Annotated in this window: 28 protein-coding genes; 19 read left to right on the plus strand and 9 right to left on the minus strand. The window is 72.2% G+C overall.

Annotated features, from left to right (window positions below; translation table 11 throughout):
* Positions 1–39: 39 nt before the first annotated feature.
* The 4 genes from G407_RS24895 to G407_RS0100520 are packed head-to-tail and all read left to right on the plus strand — an operon-like array spanning position 40 to position 4954.
* Positions 40–1206 (plus strand): ABC transporter permease, encoded by a 1167-nt coding sequence (locus G407_RS24895; protein ID WP_052340758.1) that lies wholly within the window; start codon positions 40–42, stop codon positions 1204–1206.
* Between the two features lie 3 nt (positions 1207–1209).
* Positions 1210–2022, plus strand: coding sequence for an ABC transporter ATP-binding protein (locus G407_RS0100510; protein ID WP_084327124.1), 813 nt, complete (start codon positions 1210–1212; stop codon positions 2020–2022).
* Positions 2023–2031: 9 nt separating this feature from the next.
* Entirely contained in the window at positions 2032–4281 is a 2250-nt protein-coding gene (locus G407_RS30050) for an MlaD family protein (RefSeq protein WP_052340760.1), read from the plus strand.
* Between the two features lie 55 nt (positions 4282–4336).
* Positions 4337–4954, plus strand: coding sequence for an ABC-type transport auxiliary lipoprotein family protein (locus G407_RS0100520; RefSeq protein WP_029029231.1), 618 nt, complete (start codon positions 4337–4339; stop codon positions 4952–4954).
* 6 nt (positions 4955–4960) lie between these two features.
* Here the strand turns inward: G407_RS0100520 and G407_RS0100525 are convergent, their stop codons facing one another.
* Genes G407_RS0100525 through G407_RS24905 form a run of 3 tightly spaced genes read right to left on the minus strand, consistent with a single transcriptional unit; the run spans position 4961 to position 7790 of the window.
* Positions 4961–6430, minus strand: coding sequence for an ATP-binding protein (locus G407_RS0100525; protein ID WP_084327126.1), 1470 nt, complete (start codon positions 6428–6430; stop codon positions 4961–4963).
* Positions 6431–6435: 5 nt separating this feature from the next.
* Positions 6436–7191, minus strand: a complete 756-nt coding sequence (locus G407_RS0100530) for a response regulator (RefSeq protein ID WP_052340764.1) — start codon at positions 7189–7191, stop codon at positions 6436–6438.
* Positions 7188–7790: a MarR family winged helix-turn-helix transcriptional regulator gene (locus tag G407_RS24905; protein ID WP_043538678.1), complete on the minus strand. Its 603-nt coding sequence runs from the start codon at positions 7788–7790 to the stop codon at positions 7188–7190. The genes G407_RS0100530 and G407_RS24905 overlap by 4 nt, the downstream gene beginning before the upstream one ends.
* Before the next feature lie 196 nt (positions 7791–7986).
* Here G407_RS24905 and G407_RS0100540 point away from each other — a divergent pair, with 196 nt between their 5' ends.
* The 3 genes from G407_RS0100540 to G407_RS0100550 are packed head-to-tail and all read left to right on the plus strand — an operon-like array spanning position 7987 to position 9748.
* Positions 7987–8874: a branched-chain amino acid aminotransferase gene (locus G407_RS0100540; protein ID WP_029029234.1), complete on the plus strand. Its 888-nt coding sequence runs from the start codon at positions 7987–7989 to the stop codon at positions 8872–8874.
* A 59-nt stretch (positions 8875–8933) separates the two neighbouring features.
* A complete protein-coding gene (locus G407_RS0100545; protein WP_156917429.1) occupies positions 8934–9281 on the plus strand; it encodes a nucleotidyltransferase family protein in 348 nt (115 codons plus the stop codon).
* Positions 9278–9748 carry a ribonuclease toxin HepT-like protein gene (locus G407_RS0100550; protein WP_029029236.1) on the plus strand — a complete coding sequence of 157 codons (471 nt, stop codon included), beginning with the start codon at positions 9278–9280 and terminating at the stop codon, positions 9746–9748. The genes G407_RS0100545 and G407_RS0100550 overlap by 4 nt, the downstream gene beginning before the upstream one ends.
* 6 nt (positions 9749–9754) lie before the next feature.
* Here G407_RS0100550 and G407_RS0100555 read toward each other — a convergent pair whose 3' ends face one another.
* Together G407_RS0100555 and G407_RS0100560 are read right to left on the minus strand one after the other, a co-directional pair.
* Positions 9755–10360 carry a flavin reductase family protein gene (locus G407_RS0100555; protein ID WP_029029237.1) on the minus strand — a complete coding sequence of 202 codons (606 nt, stop codon included), beginning with the start codon at positions 10358–10360 and terminating at the stop codon, positions 9755–9757.
* An 11-nt stretch (positions 10361–10371) separates the two neighbouring features.
* Positions 10372–10950: a nitroreductase family protein gene (locus G407_RS0100560; RefSeq protein WP_029029238.1), complete on the minus strand. Its 579-nt coding sequence runs from the start codon at positions 10948–10950 to the stop codon at positions 10372–10374.
* Positions 10951–11080: 130 nt separating this feature from the next.
* Between G407_RS0100560 and G407_RS0100565 the strand changes: the two genes are divergently transcribed.
* From G407_RS0100565 to G407_RS0100585, 5 genes are all read left to right on the plus strand, one after another.
* Positions 11081–11968 carry a hypothetical protein gene (locus G407_RS0100565; protein ID WP_052340766.1) on the plus strand — a complete coding sequence of 296 codons (888 nt, stop codon included), beginning with the start codon at positions 11081–11083 and terminating at the stop codon, positions 11966–11968.
* A gap of 70 nt (positions 11969–12038) precedes the next feature.
* Entirely contained in the window at positions 12039–12881 is an 843-nt protein-coding gene (locus G407_RS24910; protein ID WP_052340768.1) for a rhomboid family intramembrane serine protease, read from the plus strand.
* 108 nt (positions 12882–12989) lie between these two features.
* Positions 12990–13418 carry a CBS domain-containing protein gene (locus G407_RS0100575; protein WP_029029240.1) on the plus strand — a complete coding sequence of 143 codons (429 nt, stop codon included), beginning with the start codon at positions 12990–12992 and terminating at the stop codon, positions 13416–13418.
* A 231-nt stretch (positions 13419–13649) separates the two neighbouring features.
* Complete coding sequence (rpoH, locus tag G407_RS0100580; protein ID WP_029029241.1) at positions 13650–14561, plus strand: RNA polymerase sigma factor RpoH; 912 nt, start codon at positions 13650–13652, stop codon at positions 14559–14561.
* Positions 14558–15196 carry a class I SAM-dependent methyltransferase gene (locus G407_RS0100585; RefSeq protein ID WP_245258991.1) on the plus strand — a complete coding sequence of 213 codons (639 nt, stop codon included), beginning with the start codon at positions 14558–14560 and terminating at the stop codon, positions 15194–15196. Before rpoH ends, G407_RS0100585 begins: the two co-directional genes overlap by 4 nt.
* Positions 15197–15217: 21 nt before the next feature.
* Here G407_RS0100585 and G407_RS24915 read toward each other — a convergent pair whose 3' ends face one another.
* The 3 genes from G407_RS24915 to G407_RS0100600 all read right to left on the minus strand — a co-directional run bounded on the left by G407_RS24915 (position 15218) and on the right by G407_RS0100600 (position 17735).
* Complete coding sequence (locus G407_RS24915) at positions 15218–15715, minus strand: MarR family winged helix-turn-helix transcriptional regulator (RefSeq protein WP_052340770.1); 498 nt, start codon at positions 15713–15715, stop codon at positions 15218–15220.
* A gap of 3 nt (positions 15716–15718) precedes the next feature.
* Positions 15719–16897, minus strand: coding sequence for an Acg family FMN-binding oxidoreductase (locus G407_RS0100595; protein WP_029029243.1), 1179 nt, complete (start codon positions 16895–16897; stop codon positions 15719–15721).
* 130 nt (positions 16898–17027) lie between these two features.
* A complete protein-coding gene (locus G407_RS0100600) occupies positions 17028–17735 on the minus strand; it encodes a helix-turn-helix transcriptional regulator (RefSeq protein ID WP_029029244.1) in 708 nt (235 codons plus the stop codon).
* A gap of 80 nt (positions 17736–17815) precedes the next feature.
* Between G407_RS0100600 and G407_RS30055 the strand changes: the two genes are divergently transcribed.
* The 7 genes from G407_RS30055 to G407_RS0100635 all read left to right on the plus strand — a co-directional run bounded on the left by G407_RS30055 (position 17816) and on the right by G407_RS0100635 (position 22178).
* Entirely contained in the window at positions 17816–18172 is a 357-nt protein-coding gene (locus G407_RS30055) for a hypothetical protein (protein WP_052340772.1), read from the plus strand.
* A gap of 98 nt (positions 18173–18270) precedes the next feature.
* A complete protein-coding gene (locus tag G407_RS24925; RefSeq protein WP_043538593.1) occupies positions 18271–19557 on the plus strand; it encodes an RluA family pseudouridine synthase in 1287 nt (428 codons plus the stop codon).
* A 47-nt stretch (positions 19558–19604) separates the two neighbouring features.
* The gene (locus G407_RS0100615) at positions 19605–19898 is read left to right on the plus strand and encodes a hypothetical protein (RefSeq protein WP_029029245.1); all 294 of its coding nucleotides are present in this window, start codon (positions 19605–19607) and stop codon (positions 19896–19898) included.
* 1 nt (position 19899) lies between these two features.
* The gene (locus G407_RS0100620) at positions 19900–20568 is read left to right on the plus strand and encodes an HAD-IA family hydrolase (RefSeq protein WP_084327129.1); all 669 of its coding nucleotides are present in this window, start codon (positions 19900–19902) and stop codon (positions 20566–20568) included.
* 81 nt (positions 20569–20649) lie between these two features.
* On the plus strand, positions 20650–21444 hold the full coding sequence (locus tag G407_RS0100625; RefSeq protein WP_029029247.1) for an ATP12 family chaperone protein: 795 nt from the start codon (positions 20650–20652) through the stop codon (positions 21442–21444).
* 115 nt (positions 21445–21559) lie between these two features.
* Positions 21560–21787: an AbrB/MazE/SpoVT family DNA-binding domain-containing protein gene (locus G407_RS0100630; RefSeq protein WP_029029248.1), complete on the plus strand. Its 228-nt coding sequence runs from the start codon at positions 21560–21562 to the stop codon at positions 21785–21787.
* A complete protein-coding gene (locus G407_RS0100635; protein WP_029029249.1) occupies positions 21777–22178 on the plus strand; it encodes a PIN domain-containing protein in 402 nt (133 codons plus the stop codon). Before G407_RS0100630 ends, G407_RS0100635 begins: the two co-directional genes overlap by 11 nt.
* Positions 22179–22267: 89 nt before the next feature.
* Here the strand turns inward: G407_RS0100635 and G407_RS24930 are convergent, their stop codons facing one another.
* On the minus strand, positions 22268–22513 hold the full coding sequence (locus tag G407_RS24930) for a hypothetical protein (RefSeq protein ID WP_052340774.1): 246 nt from the start codon (positions 22511–22513) through the stop codon (positions 22268–22270).
* Positions 22514–22624 lie beyond the last annotated feature (111 nt).

Below are 22624 nucleotides of genomic sequence, written 5' to 3' on the forward strand. Positions count from 1 at the left end.
CATGCATCATGCGTATTGGCGATTGACGGGTCGAGCCACGTGTCCGCGACCGACGCGCCCCAGGCGACGGCTCCCGAGGAGGAGCGCCGGCCGGCTCCGCAGGCGGATGCCGCCTCGGGCGCGCTCGCCCTCTCCGGGGACTGGACGGCGGAGTTCGGCACCGCGCTCGAGCGCGCCGCGGGCACCCTCGTGGAGGCCGCCCGAGACAAGGGCGCGACGACGCTCGACCTGTCCGGGATCGGCCGCCTGGACACGGCCGGCGCCGTCGCCATCGAGCGCGCCCGGCGCGCCATCGCCGCGGCCGGCGCCGAGCCCGCGCTCCGAGGCGCGAGCGACCGGCACGCGACCCTGCTCGGGGAAGTCTCCCGCGCCGGGCTGGAGCTGCCCGAGCACGCGCGCACCTCGCCCGTCGTGGACTTCCTCGTCGACGTCGGCCGGGTGATGACGGAGGCGGGGCGCGACCTCGTCTCGGGCATCGTCTTCCTCGGCGAGGTGATGATGGCGCTCCTGCGCGTCGCGGCGAAGCCGTGGCGCTTCCGGGGCACCTCCCTCGTCAACCAGATCGACCAGATCGCGCTGCGCGGCCTGCCGATCATCCTGCTCATCTCCTTCGTGGTGGGCGCGATCATCGCCCAGCAGGGCATCTTCCAGCTGCGCCAGTTCGGCGCCGCGACCTTCGCCGTCGACCTGATCGGCATCCTCGTCCTGCGCGAGCTGGGCGTGCTCCTGTCGGCGATCATGGTCGCCGGCCGCTCCGGCTCGGCCTTCACCGCCGAGATCGGCGCGATGAAGATGCGCGAGGAGATCGACGCGCTGCGGGTCATGGGCCTCGACCCGATCGAGGTCCTCGTCGTGCCGCGGCTGCTCGGGCTCGTCATCGGCCTGCCGCTGCTGGCCTTCTGCGCCTCGATGTCGGCGATCCTGGGCGGCGGCCTCGTCGCCTGGGTCTACGGCGACGTCGCGCCCGACGTGTTCATCGCCCGCCTGCGCGAGGCGATCGACCTGTCGACCTTCCTGGTGGGCCTGATCAAGGCGCCCTTCATGGCGATCATCATCGGCATCATCGCCTGCATCGAGGGGCTCGCCGTGAAGGGCTCGGCGGAATCGCTCGGCCAGCACGTCACGGCGTCGGTGGTGAAGGCCATCTTCATGGTGATCGTCCTCGACGGCCTGTTCGCCATGTTCTTCGCCGCGCTGGACTTCTGAGGCATGGACGAGCCGCCCCGCATCGACGACCTCGGCCCCGCCCCGCGGGACCGCGACCGCATCATCCGCGTGCGGGGGCTCGAGGTCGGCTTCGGCGACAAGACGATCTTCCGTAACCTCGACCTCGACGTCTATCGGGGCGAGATCCTCGGCTTCGTCGGCGGCTCGGGCACCGGCAAGTCCGTCCTCACCCGCGCGATCCTCGGGCTCCTGCCGACGCGCGCCGGCGCGATCGAGATCTTCGGGCGCGATCGCGCCGGGCTCTCCGCACGCGAGCGCCGCGACATGGAGACCCGCTGGGGCGTGCTCTTCCAGAACGGCGCGCTCTTCTCCGGCCTCACCGTCAAGCAGAACGTCCAGATGCCGATGCGCGAGCACCGGGAGATGTCGCAGGCGATGATGGACGACCTCGCCATGCTCAAGATCGAGATGGTCGGCCTCAAGCCCGACGCCGCCGACAAGTTTCCCTCGGAGCTTTCGGGCGGCATGATCAAGCGCGCGGCGCTCGCCCGCGCACTGTCGCTCGATCCGGACATCGTCTTCCTGGACGAGCCGACCTCGGGCCTCGACCCGATCGGCGCCGCGGACTTCGACGACCTGATCGCCACCCTGCGCGACACGCTGGGGCTGACCGTGTACATGGTCACCCACGATCTCGACAGCCTGTTCACGGTCTGCGACCGGATCGCGGCGCTGGCCGAGCAGCGGGTCATCGCCGAGGGGCCGATCGAGACCATGCTGGCCTCGGACCACCCGTGGCTGCGATCCTACTTCCACGGCAAGCGCGCGCGCGCGGTCGCATCCGAGAGCGCGTGAGGGACGATCATGGAAACGCGTGCCAACTACGCCATCATCGGCCTCTTCACCCTTCTCGTCGTCGCCGCGGCGTTCCTGTTCGTCTACTGGTTCGCGGTCAGCGAGAGCGCCGGCGCCCGGGCGCAGGTCCGCATCGTCTTCGAAGGGTCGGTTGCCGGCCTCTCGCGGGGCGCGCCCGTGAACTTCAACGGCATCCGCGTGGGCGAGGTGACGAACCTCGCCATCGCGCAGGACAACCCGAGCCGCGTCGTCGCCGACGTCACCGTCGACCCCTCCGTGCCGCTGCGCGAGGACACGACGGCAAGGCTCGAGTTCCAGGGCCTGACCGGCATCGCCTCGGTGGCGCTGTCCGGCGGCAGCGCGCAGGCCGAGCCGCTCCTGCCCCACCCGGAGCCCGGCCCGCCGGTCATCGTCGCCGAGCCGTCCGACTTCCAGGACCTGATCGAGAGCGCCCGCAACATCGCCCGGCGCGCCTCCGACGTGTTCGACCGCTTCGACACGCTCGTCGCCGAGAACGACCAGGCGATCGCCTCCACCGTCCAGAACGTCGAAGCCTTCTCCCGCGCGCTCGCGGAGAACGCGCCGGCGATCGACCGCTTCCTCGAGCAGGTCGGCGAGGCGGCAGGACGCATCGGGCCGCTGGCCGATTCGCTCGACGAGCTCTCGCGCAACGTCAACGACATCGTCGCGGCGATCGACCCCGAGAGCGTGGCCCGCTCGGTCGAGAACGTCGCGACCTTCACGCAGACGCTCGCCGATTCCGAGGAGCAGGTGGCGCAGGCCTTCGAGGACGCCGCCGCGCTGGTGTCGCGCCTCAACGAGACCGCGACGAGCGTCGAGGCGACGGTGGCGGACGTGCGCGGCTTCGTCGCCGCGCTCGATGCGGAGGCGCTCGATGCGACCGTGGTCAACGTGCGCGCCTTCTCGCAGACGCTCGCGGACAACCGCGAGACGGTCGCGTCCGTGATCGAGGACGCCGCGAGCCTCACCGAGACGCTGGCGCGCTCCTCCGAGCGGCTCGACGCGACGCTCTCGAACGTCGAGGGCGTCTCGCGGACGGTCGCCGCCAACCGCGACAACATCGACCGCGTGCTCGGCCAGGCGGCGGAGCTGACGACGCGCCTCACCGCGGCCTCCGAGACGCTGCAGACCACGCTCGACGACATCGACGGGCTCGTCGCCGCCGTCGACCCGGCCCGCGTCGAGGCGACGCTCGCCAATGTCGAGGCCTTCTCGCGGACGCTCGCCGAGAACCGCGGGGACGTCGAGGCCGTCATCGCCAATGCCCGTTCGCTGACGCAAACGCTGGAGGGCACCGCCCAGCGCCTCGACGGCACGGTCGGGCGGGTGGACGCCCTCGTCGCGGCGGTCGACCCGCAGACGGTCGGCGCGACCCTGGAGAACGCCCGCGTCTTCTCGCAGACGCTGGCGGACACCCGCGCCGACCTCACCGCCACCCTGGCGGACGCGCGCGCGATCGCCGCGGCGATCGACCCGGCCGTCGTGCAGTCCACGCTCGGCAACGTCGAGGGCTTCTCCCAGACCCTGGCGGCCAATCGCGAAGCGGTGGATCGCGTCATCGCCAACGCCGAAAGCCTGACGCAGACGCTGGCGCAGACGTCGACGCGGCTCGACGGCGCCATCGACCGGGTGGAAACGCTCGTCGGCGCCGTCGATCCGGCCGCCGTCTCGGCGACGGTGGAGAACGCCCGCGCCTTCTCGCAGACGCTCGCCGACAACCGCGAGAACGTCACGCTCGCGCTCGAGGAGATCGGCCGTATCGCACAGGCGGTCGATTCGGAGCGCATCGAGCGCGTGATCGCCAATGTCGAGAACTTCTCGCGGACGCTCGACGCCAACACGGACGAGGTCGACCAGGTGATCGCCAACGCGGTCTCGATCTCCGAGCAGCTCGAGGCCTCCGCGGGGCGCGTCGACCGCGTGCTCCAGGCGGCCGAGGACTTCCTCGGCACCGCCGCGGGCGACGACGGCGAGGCGCTGTTCGACGAGATCCGCGCGGCGGCCGCCGCGATTCGCGTGCTGGCGGAGAACCTCGACGTGCGCACGCAGACGCTCACCCAGAACATCGGCAGCTTCACCGGCACCGGCATCCAGGAGGTGCGCGGGCTCGCCGAGGAAGGGCGTCGCACCCTCGAGGACATCGGCCGCGCCGTGCGCTCGCTCGAGCGCGACCCGTCGCAGGTGATCTTCGGCGGAGACGGCGGCGGGGGCGTGCGCGAGTACCAGGGCCGGCGTTGACGCGCCGGCGGGGTTCGTATTCGGATGGGGTCGCGTTTCGAGGGGGCGTGAGGCGATGAGCGGAACACGATACGTGGGGCGAGGGCGCATCCTGGCCGCCGCGCTGGCGCTGGGGTCGGTCGGGCTCCTCGCCGGGTGCGCCTCCGCGCCCGCCCTCGTGACCTACGGTCTCGCCGCGCCGGTGGAGCGCGTCTCGGCGCCGATGCGGCTGCCGGGCCTCGTCCTCATCGTCGAGCCCTCGGCGATCGAGCTCTACTCGACCGAACGCGTCGTGGTGCGCGAGCCCGACGGGGCGTTGTCCTACCTGCCGGGCGTGCAATACGCCGACCAGCTCCCCGCCCTGGTCCAGACGCGCCTCGTCGAGACCTTCGAGAACGCGAGCCGGCTCGGCGGCGTCGCCCGCCCCGGCGACCGGGTCACGCCCGACTGGCAGCTCAACTCCTCGATCCGCACGTTCTGGGTCGACGTCGAGACGAACCTCGCGGTCGTCGAGATCGCGGTGCGCGCCGTCTCCGAGGCGAACGGGCGCGTCGGCGCGGCGCGGGTGTTCACGGCGCGCGTGCCGGTGGCGGCGATCGAGGGTCGCGCGGCGATGCTGGGGCTGGAAGCGGCGCTCGCCGAGGTCATGCTCGACATCGTCCGCTTCGCCGGCACCGGCGGCGGCAACGCCTGACGATCGTCAGCCCGGCAGCCGGACCACGGCGCGCAGGCCGCCGAGCGGCGCCTCCTCCAGCGCGATGTCGCCGCCGTGCGCGCGGGCGATGTCGCGGGCGATCGGCAGGCCGAGCCCGGACCCGCCCTCGTCCTGGTTCCGGGCCTCGTCCAGCCGCACGAAGGGCTTGAACACCTCGTCGCGCAGGTCCTGCGGGATGCCCGGACCGTCGTCGTCGACGGTGATCGTCAGCCAGCGGCCCTCGTGCACGGCCCGCACCGCGATCGTGTCGCCGTGGCGCGCGGCGTTCGAGACGAGATTCGTGAGCATGCGCCGGAACGCGTCCGGCCGCACGATGATGCCGGCGTCGCCCTCGATCGCGAGCGTGACCGGATGGCCCTGGCGGCGGGCGTCGGAGACGACCTCCTCCAGCAGCCCGGAGAGATCGACCTCCACCGCGCTCTCCCCGGCGTCGCCGCGGGCGAAGGCGAGATAGCCCTCGAGCATGCGGGTCATCTCGTCGACGTCGCGGCGCAGGTCCTCGACGTCGGGGGCGTCCATCAGCGCGAGCGACAGCTTGAAGCGGGTGAGGATGGTGCGCAGGTCGTGCGACACGCCGTTCAGCATCGTCGTGCGCTGCTCGCGCGCGCGCTCGATGCGCCGCTTCATCTCGATGAAGGCGTGCCCGGCCTGGCGTACCTCGCGCGCGCCGCGGGGCCGGAAGTCGGTCTCGCGGCCCTTGCCGTAGCTCTCGGCCGCGTTCGCGAGGGTGAGGATCGGGCGGATCTGGTTGCGCAGGAAGAGGATGGCGATCGCCATCAGGACCAGCGAGGAGCCGATCATCCACAGCAGGAAGATGTGCGAGTTCGAGGCGTAGGCCTGGCTGCGGCGCGCCACGACGCGCATGACGGCGTTGTCGAGCTTGATCCGGATCTCGATGAGGTTCGAGCGCCCGAGCGTGTCGATCCAGAACGGGCGGCCGATCTGCCGGGCGATCTGCTCGGAGAGGGCGGCGTCGAGGATGGAGAAGAAGGGCTTGGGTCCCGGCGGCGGCAGGTCGACGCCGCGCTGGATCTCCACGTCGAGCCCGAGCCGCTGGGTGGCGATGCGCCTGAGCGTCCGGCCCTCCTCGTCCTGCGGATAGGTCTCCCAGACGTCGATCAGCGCCGCGATGTCCGCCGTGACGGCCGACGAGAGGCGCATCGTCACCGTCTGCCAGTGCCGCTCCATGAAGACGTAGGCGATGATCGACTGCAGCAGCACGATCGGCACGATGACGATGATGAGCGAGCGGGCGTAGAGGCCCTTCGGCATCATCGAGCCGAGCCAGCGCGCGCCGCGGCCGTACATGCGCCCCGATGTCCGGATCGGCGCGCCGGCCGCGCCGAGCGCGCGGCGCAGCACGCCGGGCGATCGGGGCGCCTCCCGCGCGGTCGCCCGCGGCGAGATCGCCTCCTGCGGCGTGGTCTCGCGCGGGGCGGCGCCGGCGCCGTCCATGCCGCTCACCGCTCCGCGACGAGCCGGTAGCCGACCCCGCGCACGGTCTGGAGGACGAGGGGGTTGGCCGGATCGATCTCGATCTTGCGGCGCAGCCGGTTGATCTGGACGTCGACCGTGCGCTCGTTGAGCGCCGCGCCGGCGCCGGAGAGGTCCTCGCGCGGCACGTTCTCGTTGGCCCGCGCACCGAGGATCGTCAGGATCTCGCGCTCGCGCTCGGTGAGCCGCACCGTCTCGTCGCCGCGCCTCAGGTCGCCGCGGTCGAGCCGGAAGACGAAGGGCCCGAAGCGGATCTCGTCGCCGGGAGCGGCCTCGCCCGCCGGCGCCGCCGGCGCCGCGCGCCTGAGGATGTTGCCGAGCCGCAGCACGAGCTCGCGCGGCTCGAAGGGCTTGGGCAGGTAGTCGTCCGCGCCGATCTCGAGGCCGGTGATGCGGTCCTGCGCGTCGGTGCGGGCGGTGAGCATCAGGATCGGCGTGTCGGAGGTCTCGCGCACGGCGCGGGCGTAGTCGAAGCCGGTCTCGCCGGGCATCATCACGTCGAGGACGAGAGCGTCGAAGACGAAGTGCTCGGACTTCGCCCGCGCCTCGGCGGCACTCGCGGCCGCGGTGACCCGAAAGCCGTTCTCGGCGAGATACTTGGAGATGAGCTCGCGCAGGCGCCGGTCGTCGTCGACGACGAGGACGTGCGGGGCGTGGTCGGGGACCTCGATGCGGGCCTCGGCCCCGGGCGCCGCGGCGCCGATCCCCTGCGCGTCCGTCATGTCGCTCCTCCAGAGCCGCCGTCGGGGCCGGCGACCCGACGCGTCACGGCGGCGCGCCCGTCGGGGTCGATCATCGCGAGCAGGAAGTCCACCACTGCGGCCCGGCCCTCCGGCGGCGTGTCGGCGAGGGCCCGGCCGACCCGGCGCGTCTGCAGCCGTGCGAGGCGCAACGCCAGCGCGCCGCCGTCCTGCGTCACGAAGAGCAGGCGCTGGCGGCGGTCGGTCGTCCCCGGGCGGGCCTCGACGAAGCCCTTCTCGATCAGCTCTTTCAGCACGCGGTTCAAGCTCTGCTTGGTGATCCGCAGGATCTCCAGGAGTTCGGCGATCGTGAGGCCGGGATTGCGCGAGACGAAATGCAGGACGCGGTGGTGCGCCCGCCCGAAGCCGTAATCGTCGAGGATGCGGTCGGGATCCGAGACGAAGTCCCGGTAGGCGAAGAAGAACAGCTCGATGAGATCGTAGGCCGGCACGTCCGGATCGGCGCCGGCGGCCTCGCGGGCGTGTGCCCGCGCCGCGTCGCGCACGCGATCGGAGGCCGCGCTCTCGGCGGCTGCGGGATCGGGTGCGCCGTCTCTCGTCCTGGCGGTCGCCTCGGTCACGTCGGAAAATTTCCTCGTCCGGTTATGTCAGCCTTGTTGACATATCTCAGGCGGATTGTTACTCGTCAAGCCGGAACGACGTAATGATCGATCGTTCTGGGCTCCATATGGGTAATCCCGTGTCGCTGCGGATACGGATCGCGACATGGAGCCGCCCCGCCGCGCAAAGGCCCGCATTTCAAGGAGAAGCGGTCTCATGTCCCCTCTGCCCTTCGATCAACGGGACGGCCTGATCTGGCTCGACGGCACCCTGGTGCCGTGGTCCGAGGCCAAGCTGCATGTGCTTTCTCACGGATTGCACTACGGCTCCTCCGTATTCGAGGGCGAGCGCGCATACGGCGGCGTGATCTTCAAGTCGACGGAGCATTCCCAGCGCCTGCGCCGCTCGGCCGAGGTGCTCGACTTCGAGATTCCCTACTCCGTCGCCGAGATCGACGCGGCGAAGGAGCTCGTGCTCGCCAAGGCCGGCCTCGTCGACGCCTACATCCGCCCGGTCGCCTGGCGCGGCTCGGAGATGATGGGCGTCTCCGCTCAGGGCAACACGATCCACCTCGCCATCGCCGCCTGGGACTGGCCGAGCTACTTCAAGCCCGAGGAGCGCATGAAGGGCATCCGCCTCGACATGGCGCAGTACCGCCGCCCCGACCCGGCGACGGCGCCGTGCCACTCGAAGGCGGCGGGCCTCTACATGATTTGCACGATCTCCAAGCACGCCGCCGAGCGCAAGGGCTACGCCGACGCCCTGATGCTCGACTGGCAGGGGCGCGTCGCGGAGTGCACCGGCGCGAACGTGTTCTTCACCCGCGACGGCGCGATCCACACGCCCATCGCGGACTGCTTCCTCGACGGCATCACCCGGCGCACGGTGATCGACCTCGCCAAGCGCCGCGGCTTCGAGCTGGTGGAGCGCCGCATCATGCCCGACGAGCTCGCGACCTTCGACGAGTGCTTCATCACCGGCACGGCCGCCGAGGTGACCCCCGTCTCCGAGATCGGCCCGCACCGCTTCACGCCGGGCAACATCACGATGACGCTGATGGAAGACTACATGTCCGAGGTCCGCCCCCGCGCGCAGGCGGCGTGATCCCGACGCCGGGGTGCGGCGCGCTTCCGCGCCGCGCTCCGCCGCTGTATCCTCCCGGCATGAGCGACGCAGCGACCGGCCCCATCGTCACCCTCCCCGAGCGCAAGGCGCGCGAGGCGGGGCGGCGTGCGGCTGCGGTCGCGGCCGTCTCGGCTCGGCTCGCCGCCTACGCCCGCGTCCACGGCGGTCGCTACCTGGTCTACGGCTCGGCCGCGCGCGGCGCGATGCGCCACGACAGCGACCTCGACCTTCTCGTCGACTTCCCCGCCGCGCTCCACGCCGAGGCCTGGCGCTTCGCCGAGGATGCGTGCGCGCAGGCCCGGCTGCCCGCCGACATCCGGCCGCTGGCCTGGTGCACCGAGCGCTTCCGCGCGCATGTGGCGGCCGATTGGGTGGTGCTGGGATGAGCGACGCGCGCTGGATCGAGATCGACGCCGACGTCGCCTCCGCCCTGATCCATTTCGGTCGCGCGGTGGAGATCTTCGAGGCGGGCGGGCTCGAGGGGGACGATCTGGACGCCTACAAGAGCCGCATGGCCCTTCTCCAGGCGATGCAGGCCGGCCACACGTCGCTCGAGGCTGCCCTGGAGCGCATCCTCGTCCTCCTCGGGGAGGAGAAGCCGGTCCTCTCCGCCACCTATCATGCCGACCTCGTCAGGCGCGTCTCGTCGCCGATCCCCGGCGCCCGCCCGGCGGTGATCTCCGGGGCACTCGCCCGCGCGGTGGACGAGACGCGCCGCTTCCGGCACGTCGCGCGGAAGGCCTACGACGGATTCGAGGTCCCGCGCGCCGAGCCCGCCGTCGCGGCGGCACGCGTCGTGCGCGACGCGCTCGCGGAGGCGATCGCCGGCTTCCGCCGCGCCCTCGACGGCTGATCGCCCTCACCCGCCCGCGGGGCGCGTGAGCGAGAACCGCGTCTCCTCCGTCGCGACGAAGTAGTCGCGGTAGCCGGCGCGCGCGATCGGCTTCATGGCGGCGGTGTCGAGGAGGCCGTCCACGAGGTAGCGGTCGTCGATGTGCACGCCCACGACCTGCCCGATCGCCATCGTGTAGCGCGTCGTACCGTCGAGCGCGGTGAGCGGCACGACCTGCAGGAGCTTGCATTCCAGCGCGACGGGGCTCTCCGCCACCCGCGGCGGCGCCACGAGCCGCGAGGGCGCGGCGGTGAGGCCGGCATGCGCGAACTCGCTCTGCCCACGCGGCAGCGGGGCGGAGGTCGCGTTCATCGCCTCGCGCAGGTCCCAGGTCGCGAGCGAGCAGACGAACTCGCCGGTCTCGCGGGCGAAGCTGAGCGCGTCCTTCTCCCCGTCCGAGGAGAAGGCGACCATGTGCGGCCGGTCCGAGACGGCGTTGAAGAACGAGTAGGGCGCGAGGTTGACGCGCCCCTGCACGTCGACCGCGCTGATCCAGCCGATCGGGCGCGGGGCGACGATCGCCTTGAACGGGTCGTGCGGGAGCGGGTGGCCGGCGGCGGTCTCGTAGAACATCGAGGGATCCCTCACAGCCGCGTGACGATGTCGGCGAGCTCCGGCCGCGGTCGGTCCGCCATCTTCGTCGCCGCCGTGCCGATGTGGACGAAGCCGGCGATGCGCTCGTGCGGGGCGAGGCCGAGCGCGTCGAGGACGCGCCGGTCGAAGGCGATCCACTCGGTGATCCAGGTCGCGCCGAAGCCGTGCGCCTGCGCCGCCAGGAGCAGGTTCTGGCAGGCGGCGCCCGCGGAGAGGACCTGCTCCCATTCCGGGATCTTCGGATGCGGCGCCGCGCGCGAGACCACGGCGACGCAGACCGGCGCACGGACGAGGCGCCCCCGCTCCATCGCGCGCTCCTCCTCGCCCGCCTCGGGCCTGTCGGCGAGGAAGGCGGCCTCGATCGTCTCGCCGAGCCGCGCTCCGGCGGCGCGGTCGATCACGAGGAAGCGCCAGGGCGCGAGCCGGCCGTGATCGGGCACGCGCGCGGCGATGCGCAGCATGTCGTCGAGCGTCTCGGCGTCGGGGCCGGGCTCGCCGAGCTGCTTCGTGGGGCTCGAGCGGCGGGTGCGAAGGGCGTCGAGAAGAGGCAGCGCGTCGAGAAGGGTCATGTCGTCCATCGTCTGTCCACAATCGATGCCGATCGGTATAAGCGCTCCGGAGCACGGGCGCGAGCCGCGCGCGTGCATGGATTACCTTGCTCACCGCACAGCACAGGCCCCGATGCAGTTCCCGAGCCGGATGCCCCCGACGCGCACCGCCCTCCCCGCGCGCTTCGCCACGCTCCTGGCGGTGCTCTTCCTCGCGCTCGCCGGCCTCGGCCCCGCCCGGGCGCAGGGCGGCTCGTCGGAGGCGATCGACGCGCTGCCGGTGCTGCCGCAGGCGGGCGAGCTCGCGCTCGCCGCCTTCCACGCCGAGACCGGCGAGCCGATCCTGGAGGGCCTGATCTGGCGCGTCTTCGAGCTGCGGGAGGGCGCGCCGGTCCTCGTCGCGCGGGAGGAAGCGGCGACGCCGCGGGTGTCGCTGCCGCCGGCGAACTACATGGTCCATGTCTCCTGGGGCTTCGCCTCCGCCATGCGGCAGGTGACGATGCACTGGGGCGACGTCGTCGAGCGGCTCGTGATCAGCGCGGGCGGCCTGCAGGTGCGCGGCGTCGTCGGCGACCGGCCGATCCCCGGCAACGACCTCACCTACGCCGTCTACCTGCCGATCGGGGACGATGCGGAGGGGCGGCTCGTCGTCGCGGAGGCGCGGCCGTCCGACCTCGTGCGCCTGCCCGAGGGCGAGTACCACGTCGTCTCCACCTACGGCGACGCCAACGCCTCGATGCGCACGGACCTTTCCGTCGCGGCGGGTCAGGTGACGATCGCCACGCTCAACCATCGCGCGGCGCGGGTGACCCTCAAGCTGGTGGCCGAGGAAGGCGGCGAGGCGTTCGCCGGCACCGCCTTCTCGGTGCTGACGCCCGGCGGCGACGTGGTGCGCGAGGCGATCGGCGCCTTCCCGTCGGTGGTTCTGGCGGAGGGCGACTACGTGCTGATCGCCCGCCACGAGGGGCGCGTCTTCACCCGCGAGTTCCGGGTCGAGAGCGGGCTCGATCGCGACATCGAGGTTCTGGCGCAGGGCTGAGGCCCCCCTCGTCCGCGCTTGCGTCGCGGGCGTCTTCGCCGCACTGAAGGACGCCCGACCCGGAGAGAGCATGCAGCCGGACCGCTTCGAGACCACCCCGCCGCCGGGCGCCCCGCCGCCCGGAAAGCCTCCCCGCGAGCCGGCCTTCAACCTGCCCACCGTCGTCCTCGTCCCGATCGGGCTCCTGTTCGCGATCCACGCGATCGTCGGGCTGTTGGGGCTCGAGGCCCGCTTCGGCATCCTGATCGACCTCGGCTTCGTGCCGGCGCTGTGGACGACGTGGCTCGATGCGGACGCCACGAGCGAGATCGCAAGGCGCCTGCTCGCGGGCGACCCGATCGACGTGCAGCGCGACATGGGCTTCGCGCGCCTCGTGCTGCAGGAGGGCTCGGGCGGGTTCTGGACGCTCCTGACCTACGCCTTCCTGCACGGGTCGTGGATGCATGTCGGGCTCAACGCCGTCTGGCTCGCCGCCTTCGGCACGCCGATCGCGCGGCGGCTCGGCCCCGAGCGCTTCCTCTGGCTCGCGGCGCTGACCGCGATCGCGGGGGCGCTGATGCACTGGGCGACGCACGCCTACGACGTCACGCCGATGATCGGCGCCTCCGCGGTCGTCTCGGGCATGATGGCGGCATCCGCCCGCTTCGCCTTCACGCCCCGGGGCTTCGGCTGGCTGCCGCCCCACCTCGCGCCGCGGCTGGGGCTCGGCGAGATGCTGCGCAACCGCACGGCCATGCTGTTCATCGGCGTGTGGCTGGCGATCAACCTCGTCTTCGGCGTCGCCGCGGTGCCGCTCGGCCTCGCCGCGGACGGCGGGATCGCCTGGGAGGCGCATGTCGGCGGCTTCCTCGCGGGGCTGCTCCTGTTCCCGCTGTTCGACCCGTTGCCGCGGCGCCCGCGCGACCTCGCTTGAAAAAGCCGCCGTCGTCTTCCATCCTGGCGTGCCGTCGCCGAGACGAGCGGCCACGAAGAGCCGACCGAGGCGACACGAGGCGGCGACACGAGGCTCGTGGAGGAAACGATGACGGTCAGGCAGGTTCTCGCCGAGAAGGGCGAAGGCGTGGTTACGCTCGCGCCCGATTGCAGCCTCGCCGAGGCGGCCCGCCTCCTGGCGGACAGGCGCATCGGCGCGGTCGTCGTCAGCGGCGACGGCGGACGGGTCGACGGCATCCTGTCCGAGCGCGACATCGTTCGCGCGGTCGCCCGCGAGGGCGCCGCCGCGCTCGACGCGCGGGTGGAGAGCTGGATGACCCGCGAGGTCGTCACATGCGCCCGCGAGGTGGCGATCGACGACCTGATGCAGACGATGACCGAGGGCAAGTTCCGCCACGTCCCGGTCGTCGAGGAGGGCCGGCTCGTCGGCATCGTCTCGATCGGCGACGTGGTGAAGCGGCGCGTCGCCGCGATCGAGGCGGAGGCGCGCATGCTCAAGGAGTACATCGCGGGCTGACGCTCCCGCCGGGGTCCGGGACCATCCGCGCGGGCACGCGACCGCGCGTCGCTGTACGAAATCGCCGCGCGCCGGCGAACCATTTTTCACGCATGCGTTACCGTCGAGGGGGTCGGGTGCGTCCCGACCTTCAAAATGCACGATTCGCGTCCTATATTCCGGTGAAGGCGCGGTCGTCCTGAGGAGGCCGCGCGGGGTCCGCCCGTCGTGGGGACCGAAGGAGGAGAAGACATGGCTGGCGCGCTACCCGTACTCGCCAACGAAGGCGGTCTGTCCCGCTACCTGGACGAGATCCGCAAGTTCCCGATGCTGGACCCGGCCGAGGAGTTCATGCTCGCCAAGCGCTGGCGGGAGCATGGCGATTCCGAGGCCGCGCACAAGCTCGTCACCTCGCACCTGCGCCTCGTGGCGAAGATCGCCATGGGCTATCGCGGCTACGGCCTGCCGATCTCGGAGGTCGTCTCGGAGGGCAATGTCGGCCTGATGCAGGCCATCAAGCGCTTCGAGCCCGACAAGGGGTTCCGGCTCGCCACCTACGCGATGTGGTGGATCAAGGCGGCGATTCAAGAATACATCCTGCGATCGTGGTCACTCGTGAAGATGGGCACGACCGCGAACCAGAAGAAGCTCTTCTTCAACCTGCGCAAGGCCAAGAGCCGCATCTCGGCGCTCGACGAGGGCGACCTGCGCCCCGACCAGGTCAAGGAGATCGCCACCCGGCTGGGGGTGACCGAGCAGGACGTGGTCGACATGAACCGCCGGCTCGGCGGCGACGCCTCGCTCAACGCGCCCCTGCGCGAGGAGGGCGAGGGCGAGTGGCAGGACTGGCTGGTCGACGGGTCCGCCTCGCAGGAGACGATCCTCGCCGCCGAGGAGGAGGGCCAGAACCGCCTCGCCGCCCTGCGCGAGGCGCTCGGCGTCCTCAACGAGCGCGAGCGCCGCATCTTCGAGGCGCGGCGCCTCTCCGACGACCCGATCACGCTCGAGGACCTCTCCACCGAGTTCGGCGTCTCGCGCGAGCGCGTGCGGCAGATCGAGGTGCGCGCCTTCGAGAAGGTGCAGGACGCGGTGAAGAAGAACATCGCCGTGATCGAGGCGGCCCCGGGGCGCCCGCGCGAGCTCACGGACGCGCGGGCGGGGTGAGCGACCCGGCCACCCCCCTGGGCGCCGACGCGCGCCGCGCTCATTGGGAGCGGGTCTACGCCGAGAAGGGCGAGGACGCGCTCAGCTGGTTCGAGCCGCGCGCCGAGACCTCGCTCGCCCTCCTGGACGCCGCCGGCATCGCGCCCCGAGCCGTCGTCGACATCGGCGCCGGCACCTCGCGCTTCGTCGATGCGCTGATCGAGCGCGGCGTCCCCGAGATCACGCTCCTCGATCTCTCCGAGACGGCGCTCGCGCGGACGCGGGAGCGGCTGGGCCCGGACGCGGCCGGGGTGCACTTCGTCGCGGCGGACGTGACCACGTGGACGCCCGACCGGACGTTCGACCTCTGGCACGACCGTGCCGCCTTCCACTTCCTCACCGATCCCGAGGGCCGCGCCGCCTATCTCGCCCGCCTCGCCACCGCCCTGCGGCCCGGCGGCCACGCGCTGATCGCGACCTTCGCCGCCGATGGCCCGGAGCGGTGCAGCGGGCTCCCCGTCCGGCGCACCGACCCGGAAGACCTCGCCGCGACGCTGGGCCCGGGCTACGCGCTCGTCGACGCACGACGGATCGTGCATCGCACCCCGTGGGGGAGCGAGCAGCGCTTCCAGGCGAGCCTGCTGCGAAGAGCCTGACGCCGCCCGTCGGCGCGCGCGTCAGTCGACGGCGTGCGGCGTATCCCGCTCCGCATCCAGGTTCGCCCGCAGCCGTGCCAGCAGCGGCAGGGCGGCCTCCACCTCCGCGGGCGAGATGCCCCGTGCCACGCCGGCGAGCCGAGGGGCGAGCGCGGCGATCGCCGCTTCGCGCGCCGCCCGGCCGGCCTCGGTGATGAAGACCACCTTCGCCCGCGCGTCCGCCGGATCGGGCGTGATCGTCACCCAGCCGGCACGGTCGAGGTGCTGGAGCGTGTTCGTCATCGTGCTCTTCGTCACCTGGAAGGCGCGGGCGAGGCGCAGCGGGCTCGACGGACGGCCGAGACGGACGAAGTGGTTGAGCACGACGAATTGCGGCAGGGTGAGATCGCCCGGCATGACGCGCTCGAACAGGCGCGAGGCAAGCTGGTCGATGATGGCGATCTCGTTGATCAGCCGGAAGACGAGGGGGTCGCCCGTGGCGCCCGCGTGCGCAGCGCTGCCGCTCCCCTCCCCCTCCATGCGTCACCCCTCCCGGATCGCAGCCTCCACCGGCCAGCGCGGGCTCGGCGGAACCGCGGGACCATAGCCGAGGCGGCCGAGCATCTGAAGCGTCTCTCCCGGCGCGACCCCGAGCGTCGTGCGCAGGCGCACGGCGTGATCCGCCATCTCGGGGAACTCCTGCAGAGCCTGGCTGAGCGGGTGGAGGCCCAGGCCGAGTGCCGTGGCGGCGAGGTTGAGGCGCATCCAGTCGCGGCCGGCCGCGATCTGGTCCGCGCGGGTGTTCGCCGCGGTCGTCGTCCACAGGAAGGCGGGGGAGGCCTCGATCGGCGCCAGGCCGTAGGCGGTCATCTGCCGCATGATCGGTCCCGGCGAGCCGGATTCCAGCTCCGCCGTGGCGTTCTCGCGCGTGAGGATGCCCTGCGCCGCGAGATCCTCGATCATCGGCCCCGTGAGGTCGATGCCGTCGGGCGCGGCGTCGACCTCGGCGCGGCCGATGCGCAGGAGGTCGATGCTCTCCCGGGCCGCAGCGGGCGTCTCCATCTCGAGCCGCATGGCCGAGAGCGCTAGGTCGCGGATCTGCGACACCTCCGGCGCCCCCGTCGCCGTGGCGACGCGCCCGCCGTGCCGCACCGATGCCGCCAGCGCGGCGAGCGCGTCCGCGGGGACGGCCCGGTCCATGGCATAGGGCGCCTTGTTCGAGCGCCGGTCGAGGATCGCGGAAAACAGCGGATCCGGGGCGCCGCCACCGGGGGCGAAGCGCACGCGGGCGACGGGGCGCGTGTCGAGCCGCGGGGCGGGCTCGCCCTCGGGGAACAACGACACCTCGGCGGCACGGCCCTCCTCGGCGGCGGCGAGGACGAGCGTCTCCAGGAAGGCACCGAGCCCGATCGTGATCTGCCGGTCGAACGGGTCGGTGTGCGGCAGGCGCCGCTCGAGGTCGCAGAAGAGGTCGAGGGAGTCGTCTCCCTCCAGGGCGACGCGCCAGGGCTGGCGATTGTGCGGGCTCGGCGCGAGCACCGCCCAGGAGAGCGCCCGCCGGCGCATCTCGGTCTCGCCCGTTCCGGCGGTGAACCAGGGCGCGACAGCGGAGGGCGTGCCGGTGGGCACGGCGGCGCGGGCGAGGCGCGCGCGGCCGAGATCGGCGGCGAGAACGGCCGTGCCTCCGAGGAGGACGAGGAAGCGGCGACGGTCGAGGGACATGGACGGCTCTCCTTTTTGTTCGATGTCGAACTGTATAGTTCAACGTCGAACCAAAAGAAAGAGCGAAGGTCGACGAGAGCGCCACGAGGGGACCGGGCGCCGCGCCGACGCCCCGATCGGACGCCCCGGCTCAGCGCCCGCCGCCCCCGTCGACCCCCGCGCGCAGCGCGCGGTGATGCGCGAGATAGCCCGCGAGGTCGCGCCCCGGTTGGTGCGCGAACGGCTGCGCGCCGAGCGCCGCCTCGCCGCTCCGGTCCAGGCGGAAATCGCGGAAGGCCTCGCGTCCCTCGTCCCAGGCGCCGAGCAGCCAGCAATCGGTCGCGGCGGTGATCGCCAGCGGCCGCACCCGCCTGCGGCTGCGCGCTCCGTCGAGCGCCACGTAGGCGAAGCTGGCCGGCAGGCGCTCGCGGATCGCGCGGCGGAACAGCGCCGCGACGGGAGGCGCCTTCCCGGATGCGCGGCGAACGGCCGCGAGCGGGGACGCCTCCAGAGCGCCGGCGCCGGGCTGCGGCAGCGCGGCCTCGAGCTTCGCCCGGGCCTCGGCGGCCGCACGCGCCAGGTCGGGGTCGCCGGCCGCGATCACGAACGCGGCGCCGAGCGCCAGGGCCTCGACCTGCTCGTGCGTGAACGCGAAGGCCGGGAGCTCGTAGCCCCGCCCGGCGACGTAGCCGAAGCCCGCGGCGCCGTCGATCGGGACACCCGACGCCTGGAGGTGTGCGACATCGCGATAGATCGTCCGTTCGGAGACCTCGAGCGCCGCTCCGATCTGCCGAGCGGTGAGGACCCGCCCGCCACGCAGCAAGCCCATGATGCGGAAAAGGCGCTCGGCCCGGCGCATGGCGCGATCCTCCTGACAGCATGCTGGCAGGAGCCGTAGCGTAAGTACGAGCCTGCGACCACACAGGAGAGAGCCGCACCATGAACCGTCCCGCATCCATCGTCGCACTTGCCGCCGCCCTCGCCTCCGCGCCGGCCTCGGCCGAGCCGGCCTATGAGATCGTGCTGTACAGGGTTCCCGATCCCGCCACCGCCGATGCCGAGCGTGCCCGCGCGGAGCAGCACGTGCGGGCCCTTCCCGGCTTCGTCGGCTGGACGACGCTGATCGACACGTCCGATCCGACGAGGCGCGTCGACATCGTCGTCTGGCGATCGCTCCCCGAGGCGCAGGCCGCGGGTCGGCAGGTCCAGTCGGATCCGCGCTTCGCCGCGTTCATGGCGAGCATCGGCGCGGTCGACGGCTTCGGCCATTTCCGCGAGGCTGCCACCGCCGAATGAGGCGCCGGCGCGTGGGTGAAGCGGGTCGGCGTCGTCGCCGGCCCGGACCGCGCCGAACGCGTTTGCCGCCGGCCCGTTGCGGTGCTAGAGCCTCGCGCATGACGCAGACGAGATCCCCCCGCGGCGGTCCCCGCCCGACTTCGCGCAAGCTCGCGCGGCAGGACGCCGGCGCGCGCAAGGACGCGCGGCCGCGGGCGGGCAAGGCCGCGAAGCCGGCCGCGGGCGGCAAGCCGGGCAAGCCGGGAAAGCCCGCCACCAAGCCCCCTGCCGCACGCACGGCGAAGCCGGCCGCCGCGACGTCGCAGGCCGGGGCCTCGCGCCCCGGCGCGCCCGGTGTCGCGGGCGATCTTCCGCCCAAGCGCGTCCAGCGCGCCGCCGCCGCGGCTACCCTCGCCACGGGCATCCAGACCCTCGTCGTCGAGCCGGACGAGGGAGAGATGCGGCTCGACCGTTTCCTGTCGGCGCGCTTCCCGCAGCTCGCCTTCACCCACATCCAGCGGATCATCCGCACCGGGCAGCTGCGGGTCGACGGCAAGCGCATGAAGCCCAACGAGCGGCTCGCCGCGGGCCAGAGCGTCCGCGTGCCGCCTCTCAAGATGGAGGAGCAGCGGCCGCGCTCGCCGACGCGCAACGAGAGCGACGTCGCCTTCCTGCAGTCGATCACCCTCTACGAGGACAAGGACGTCCTCGTCCTCAACAAGCCCGCAGGCCTCGCCTCGCAGGGCGGATCGGGCACGACGCGCCACGTCGACGGCTTGCTGGAGGCGCTGCGCGACGAGAAGGGCGAGAAGCCGCGCCTCGTCCACCGCCTCGACAAGGAGACCGCCGGCTGCCTCGTGGTGGCGAAGTCGCGCTTCGCGGCGAGCGTGCTCGCCAAGAGCTTTCGCTCGCGGGTCACGCGCAAGGTCTACTGGGCGATCGTGGCCGGCGTGCCGAAGACGCGCCAGGGCCGCGTCTCGACCTACATCGCCAAGGAGATGCTGCCCGACGGCGACAGCCGCATGCGCGTCGCCCAGCACGGGGACGACGGGGCGGAGCACGCGCTGACCTACTATGCGGTGATCGAGCAGTCGGCGCGAAAGCTCACGTGGGTCTCGCTGAAGCCGGTGACCGGGCGCACGCACCAGCTGCGCGTCCACATGGCCTCCGTCGGGCACCCGATCATCGGCGACCCCAAGTATTTCAACGTCGAGAACTGGGAGCTGCCCGGCGGCATCCAGAACAGGCTCCACCTGCTGGCGCGCCGGATCGTGGTCCCGCATCCGCGCACGGGCAAGCCCATCGACGTCACGGCGCCGCTGCCGCCGCACATGCAGCAGACCTTCAACCTCCTGGGCCTCGAGACGGACGCCTACGATCCGATCGTCGAGGCTCCGGAGGAGTGAGCGAGACGACCCCGAACCGGCGCGATACGCCGAAAGGAAGCACGACGATGTTCACCCTCGAGATCGGCGGCCGCGCCGTCGCCGTCACCGACGCCACCCCCGAGGCGGAAGCCCGCGAGCTGCTCGAGAGCCTCGCCGACGAGATGATCGAGCTCGAGAGCGAGGGCAAGCAGATCTGGGACGGCGAGAGCCCGCTCCACGTCCGCCCGGCGACGGAGGACGAGATCGACGCCTTCGACGAGGCGGAGATGGACGAGGAGCCCGAGGAGGACGACGAGCCGATCGTCATGTTCCTCATCCCCGTCGACGGCCTCGAGGAGGACGACGAGGACGAGGACTGACATGGCCCGCCTGCGCCTCGTCATCCTGGACGTCGACGGCACGCTCGTCGACAGCCAGGCCATCATCGTCGAGGCGCAGGTGCGCACCTTCCGCGCGCACGGGCTCACCCCGCCGACGCGGGAGCGCTCCCTCTCGATCGTCGGCCTGTCGCTGCCGGAGGCCTTCCGCGTCCTCGTCGGCGAGGACGGGCCGTGGGCGGCGATGGCGCAGACCTATCGCGAGGTGTTCTTCGCCCTGCGGGCGGACGCCACCCACGAGGAGCCGCTCTACCCCGGCGTGCGCAGGACGCTGGAGACGCTGGCGCGGCGCGCGGACGTGCTGATCGGGATCGCCACCGGCAAGAGCCGGCGGGGCGTCGCCCACCTCGTCGCCCGCGAGGGATGGGAGGGCCTGTTCGCCACGATCCAGACGGCGGACGACGCGCCCTCGAAGCCGCATCCGGGCATGATCCTCCAGGCGCTCGCCGAGACGGGCGTCGCGGCGCCCGACGCCGCGATGGTCGGCGATTCGACCTTCGACATGGAGATGGCGCGCGCCGCGGGCATCGGGGCGATCGGCGTTTCCTACGGGTTCCACGGGGTCGGCGCGCTGCGCGACCGCGGCGCGCAGGTCATCGTCGACCGCTTCCCCGACATCCTGCCCGCGCTCGACGGGATGTGGCGCACGTGAGCCGGCGGCTTGCGCCGGGCGCGTGCTGGCTTATGTGACGTCATCGTCCCGAAGCCCCGTCCCAAGTCCCCGAGGAGCAGCATGCCCGACGATTTCTGGCGCGATCTTGCCCCCGAGCCCGGGGAGACGCGGCGCGACCCGCGCGAGGCGGCGCGCGCGGCGATGATGCCCGAGCTGCCCCGGCGCTTCTACGAGCGCGCGAGCGCCGAGCCGCATCCGGACGGCGGCTTCGCGCTCCACCTCGACGGGCGCCCGGCGAAGACGCCGGGCAAGCGCGCCCTCCGTGCCCCCTCCCGCGGCGCCGGCGACGCGCTCGCCGCCGAATGGCAGGCACAGGGCGAGCGCATCGACCCGACCGCGATGCCGCTCACGCGGCTCCTCAACGTCGCCATCGACGCGGTCGGCGCGGCGATGGAGCCCGTGGCCGAGGAGATCGTGAAGTACGCCGGCTCCGACCTCGTCTGCTACCGCGCCGGCGATCCCGAGGCGCTCGTCGCGGCGCAGGCGCGGGCCTGGGACCCCGTCCTCGCCTTCGTCCGCGAGCGGCTCGGCGCGCGCTTCCTGCTGGCCGAGGGCGTGATGTTCGTCGAGCAGCCGCGCGAGGCACTCGATGCGGTGGCCGAACGCGTCTCCCGCGAGACCTCGCCCTTCGCGCTCGCGGCACTCAGCGTCATGACGACGCTGACCGGCTCCGCCCTTATCGCGCTGGCGGTGGCCGACGGCGCGCTCGCGCCGGACGAGGCGTGGGAGGCGGCCCACGCCGACGAGCTCCACCAGGAGCGCGTCTGGGGCGCCGATGCCATCGCCGTCGAGCGCCGGGAGGCGCGGCGGCGGGAATTCGAGGCGGCGGTGCTGCTGTATCGCGAGGCGGGGTGAGGGGCCGGCGACTCGAGACCGGCTTGGCCGAGGGCGCCTTGTCGAGGGCGCCTTGTCGAGGGCATGAACCTGATATACATTTACCCACGTATATCCAACCGGGGAGGATGTTCTCGTGCAGGTCGCCAAATGGGGGAATTCCCTCGCCATCCGGCTCCCCGCCGATCTCGTGCGAGAGCTCGGGCTGAAGGAGGGTGACCAGGTTGCCCTTCGTGCCGATGCGGACGGGCTTGCTGTGAAGCGCGAGCCTCGTCCCGAGGAGGTTCTTGCGTCGCTACGTCGCTTCCGCGGGCGACTGCCCGCGCGCGAGCGCCTGAGCCGCGACGACGCGAATGCGCGCTGAGTTCCTCGATACGAACATCATCCTCTACCTTCTCGACGAGGGGCCGAAGGCGGACGCGGCGGAGGGTCTCCTCGGTGACGGCGCGGTGATCAGCGTCCAGGTCCTGAACGAGGCTCTGGTCAATTGCATCCGCAAGGCCGGAATGAGCTGGGAGGAAGCCGGAAGGTTCCTCTTCGGGATCAGGCAGCTCTGCAGCGTCGTCGATCTGACCGCGCAGATACACGACGTCGGCCGCGCGCTGGGGGCGCGCTACGGCTTCTCGGTCTACGACGCCATGATCGTCGCCGCCGCCCTGACGAACGGCTGCACGACGCTCTACTCCGAGGACATGCAGGACGGGCTGCTCGTCGAGGATGTCCTGCGCATCGAGAATCCGTTCAGAGCGCTCTGATCCGACGCCTGCGCCGACGTCTCGTATATCGAGCGTGGTCGGTGGAGCACGCCGTCCTCGCGCCGGGCGAGCCGCTGCGACCGACGAGGTCAGACATCCAGCTTGCGGTATTTGCCCGGCCGACCGCGCGTGCGCGTCATGAAGGCGACGACCTCATCGGACTGCGCCAACGTCGCCAGCCCGAGGATGCCGAGCTCCGTCATGGACTGCACGCCCGTCGCACGCTTGGCGGCCTCGATCAGGGCCGGCGGCGCGCGGAAGCTGATGTGCTGCGACCGGTTACCCTCGAGAAGGCCCGAACGGCGTGCTTCCGCCAGGATCGACGACTTCGGCACGGCGGCCTCCCCATGTGCGAACGCTCGTTCTCGTAGCACATCCCGCCCTCCCCCGTCCCCCTCCCCCTTTCTTCCCATTCCCCCGTGCGCCCCGCGCATGCTAAGCCGCCT

This window comes from Salinarimonas rosea DSM 21201 (genome assembly GCF_000429045.1).
Taxonomy (GTDB): domain Bacteria; phylum Pseudomonadota; class Alphaproteobacteria; order Rhizobiales; family Beijerinckiaceae; genus Salinarimonas; species Salinarimonas rosea.

Excerpts from the sequence above, each read along its gene's own strand:
- G407_RS0100600 (WP_029029244.1), bottom strand. The coding sequence starts at position 17,735 with ATGCGCCGGGCCGAGCGCCTTTTCCGCATCATGGGCTTGCTGCGTGGC.
- G407_RS30055 (WP_052340772.1), top strand. The coding sequence starts at position 17,816 with ATGAACCGTCCCGCATCCATCGTCGCACTTGCCGCCGCCCTCGCCTCC.
- G407_RS30050 (WP_052340760.1), top strand. The coding sequence starts at position 2,032 with ATGGAAACGCGTGCCAACTACGCCATCATCGGCCTCTTCACCCTTCTC.
- G407_RS0100565 (WP_052340766.1), top strand. The coding sequence starts at position 11,081 with ATGCCCCCGACGCGCACCGCCCTCCCCGCGCGCTTCGCCACGCTCCTG.
- G407_RS0100615 (WP_029029245.1), top strand. The coding sequence starts at position 19,605 with ATGTTCACCCTCGAGATCGGCGGCCGCGCCGTCGCCGTCACCGACGCC.
- G407_RS0100530 (WP_052340764.1), bottom strand. The coding sequence starts at position 7,191 with ATGACGGACGCGCAGGGGATCGGCGCCGCGGCGCCCGGGGCCGAGGCC.
- G407_RS0100620 (WP_084327129.1), top strand. The coding sequence starts at position 19,900 with ATGGCCCGCCTGCGCCTCGTCATCCTGGACGTCGACGGCACGCTCGTC.
- G407_RS0100555 (WP_029029237.1), bottom strand. The coding sequence starts at position 10,360 with ATGTTCTACGAGACCGCCGCCGGCCACCCGCTCCCGCACGACCCGTTC.
- G407_RS0100520 (WP_029029231.1), top strand. The coding sequence starts at position 4,337 with ATGAGCGGAACACGATACGTGGGGCGAGGGCGCATCCTGGCCGCCGCG.
- G407_RS24910 (WP_052340768.1), top strand. The coding sequence starts at position 12,039 with ATGCAGCCGGACCGCTTCGAGACCACCCCGCCGCCGGGCGCCCCGCCG.
- G407_RS0100635 (WP_029029249.1), top strand. The coding sequence starts at position 21,777 with ATGCGCGCTGAGTTCCTCGATACGAACATCATCCTCTACCTTCTCGAC.
- G407_RS0100575 (WP_029029240.1), top strand. The coding sequence starts at position 12,990 with ATGACGGTCAGGCAGGTTCTCGCCGAGAAGGGCGAAGGCGTGGTTACG.
- G407_RS0100540 (WP_029029234.1), top strand. The coding sequence starts at position 7,987 with ATGTCCCCTCTGCCCTTCGATCAACGGGACGGCCTGATCTGGCTCGAC.
- G407_RS0100525 (WP_084327126.1), bottom strand. The coding sequence starts at position 6,430 with ATGGACGGCGCCGGCGCCGCCCCGCGCGAGACCACGCCGCAGGAGGCG.
- rpoH (WP_029029241.1), top strand. The coding sequence starts at position 13,650 with ATGGCTGGCGCGCTACCCGTACTCGCCAACGAAGGCGGTCTGTCCCGC.
- G407_RS0100510 (WP_084327124.1), top strand. The coding sequence starts at position 1,210 with ATGGACGAGCCGCCCCGCATCGACGACCTCGGCCCCGCCCCGCGGGAC.
- G407_RS0100595 (WP_029029243.1), bottom strand. The coding sequence starts at position 16,897 with ATGTCCCTCGACCGTCGCCGCTTCCTCGTCCTCCTCGGAGGCACGGCC.
- G407_RS0100550 (WP_029029236.1), top strand. The coding sequence starts at position 9,278 with ATGAGCGACGCGCGCTGGATCGAGATCGACGCCGACGTCGCCTCCGCC.
- G407_RS24915 (WP_052340770.1), bottom strand. The coding sequence starts at position 15,715 with ATGGAGGGGGAGGGGAGCGGCAGCGCTGCGCACGCGGGCGCCACGGGC.
- G407_RS0100560 (WP_029029238.1), bottom strand. The coding sequence starts at position 10,950 with ATGACCCTTCTCGACGCGCTGCCTCTTCTCGACGCCCTTCGCACCCGC.
- G407_RS24925 (WP_043538593.1), top strand. The coding sequence starts at position 18,271 with ATGACGCAGACGAGATCCCCCCGCGGCGGTCCCCGCCCGACTTCGCGC.
- G407_RS0100625 (WP_029029247.1), top strand. The coding sequence starts at position 20,650 with ATGCCCGACGATTTCTGGCGCGATCTTGCCCCCGAGCCCGGGGAGACG.
- G407_RS0100545 (WP_156917429.1), top strand. The coding sequence starts at position 8,934 with ATGAGCGACGCAGCGACCGGCCCCATCGTCACCCTCCCCGAGCGCAAG.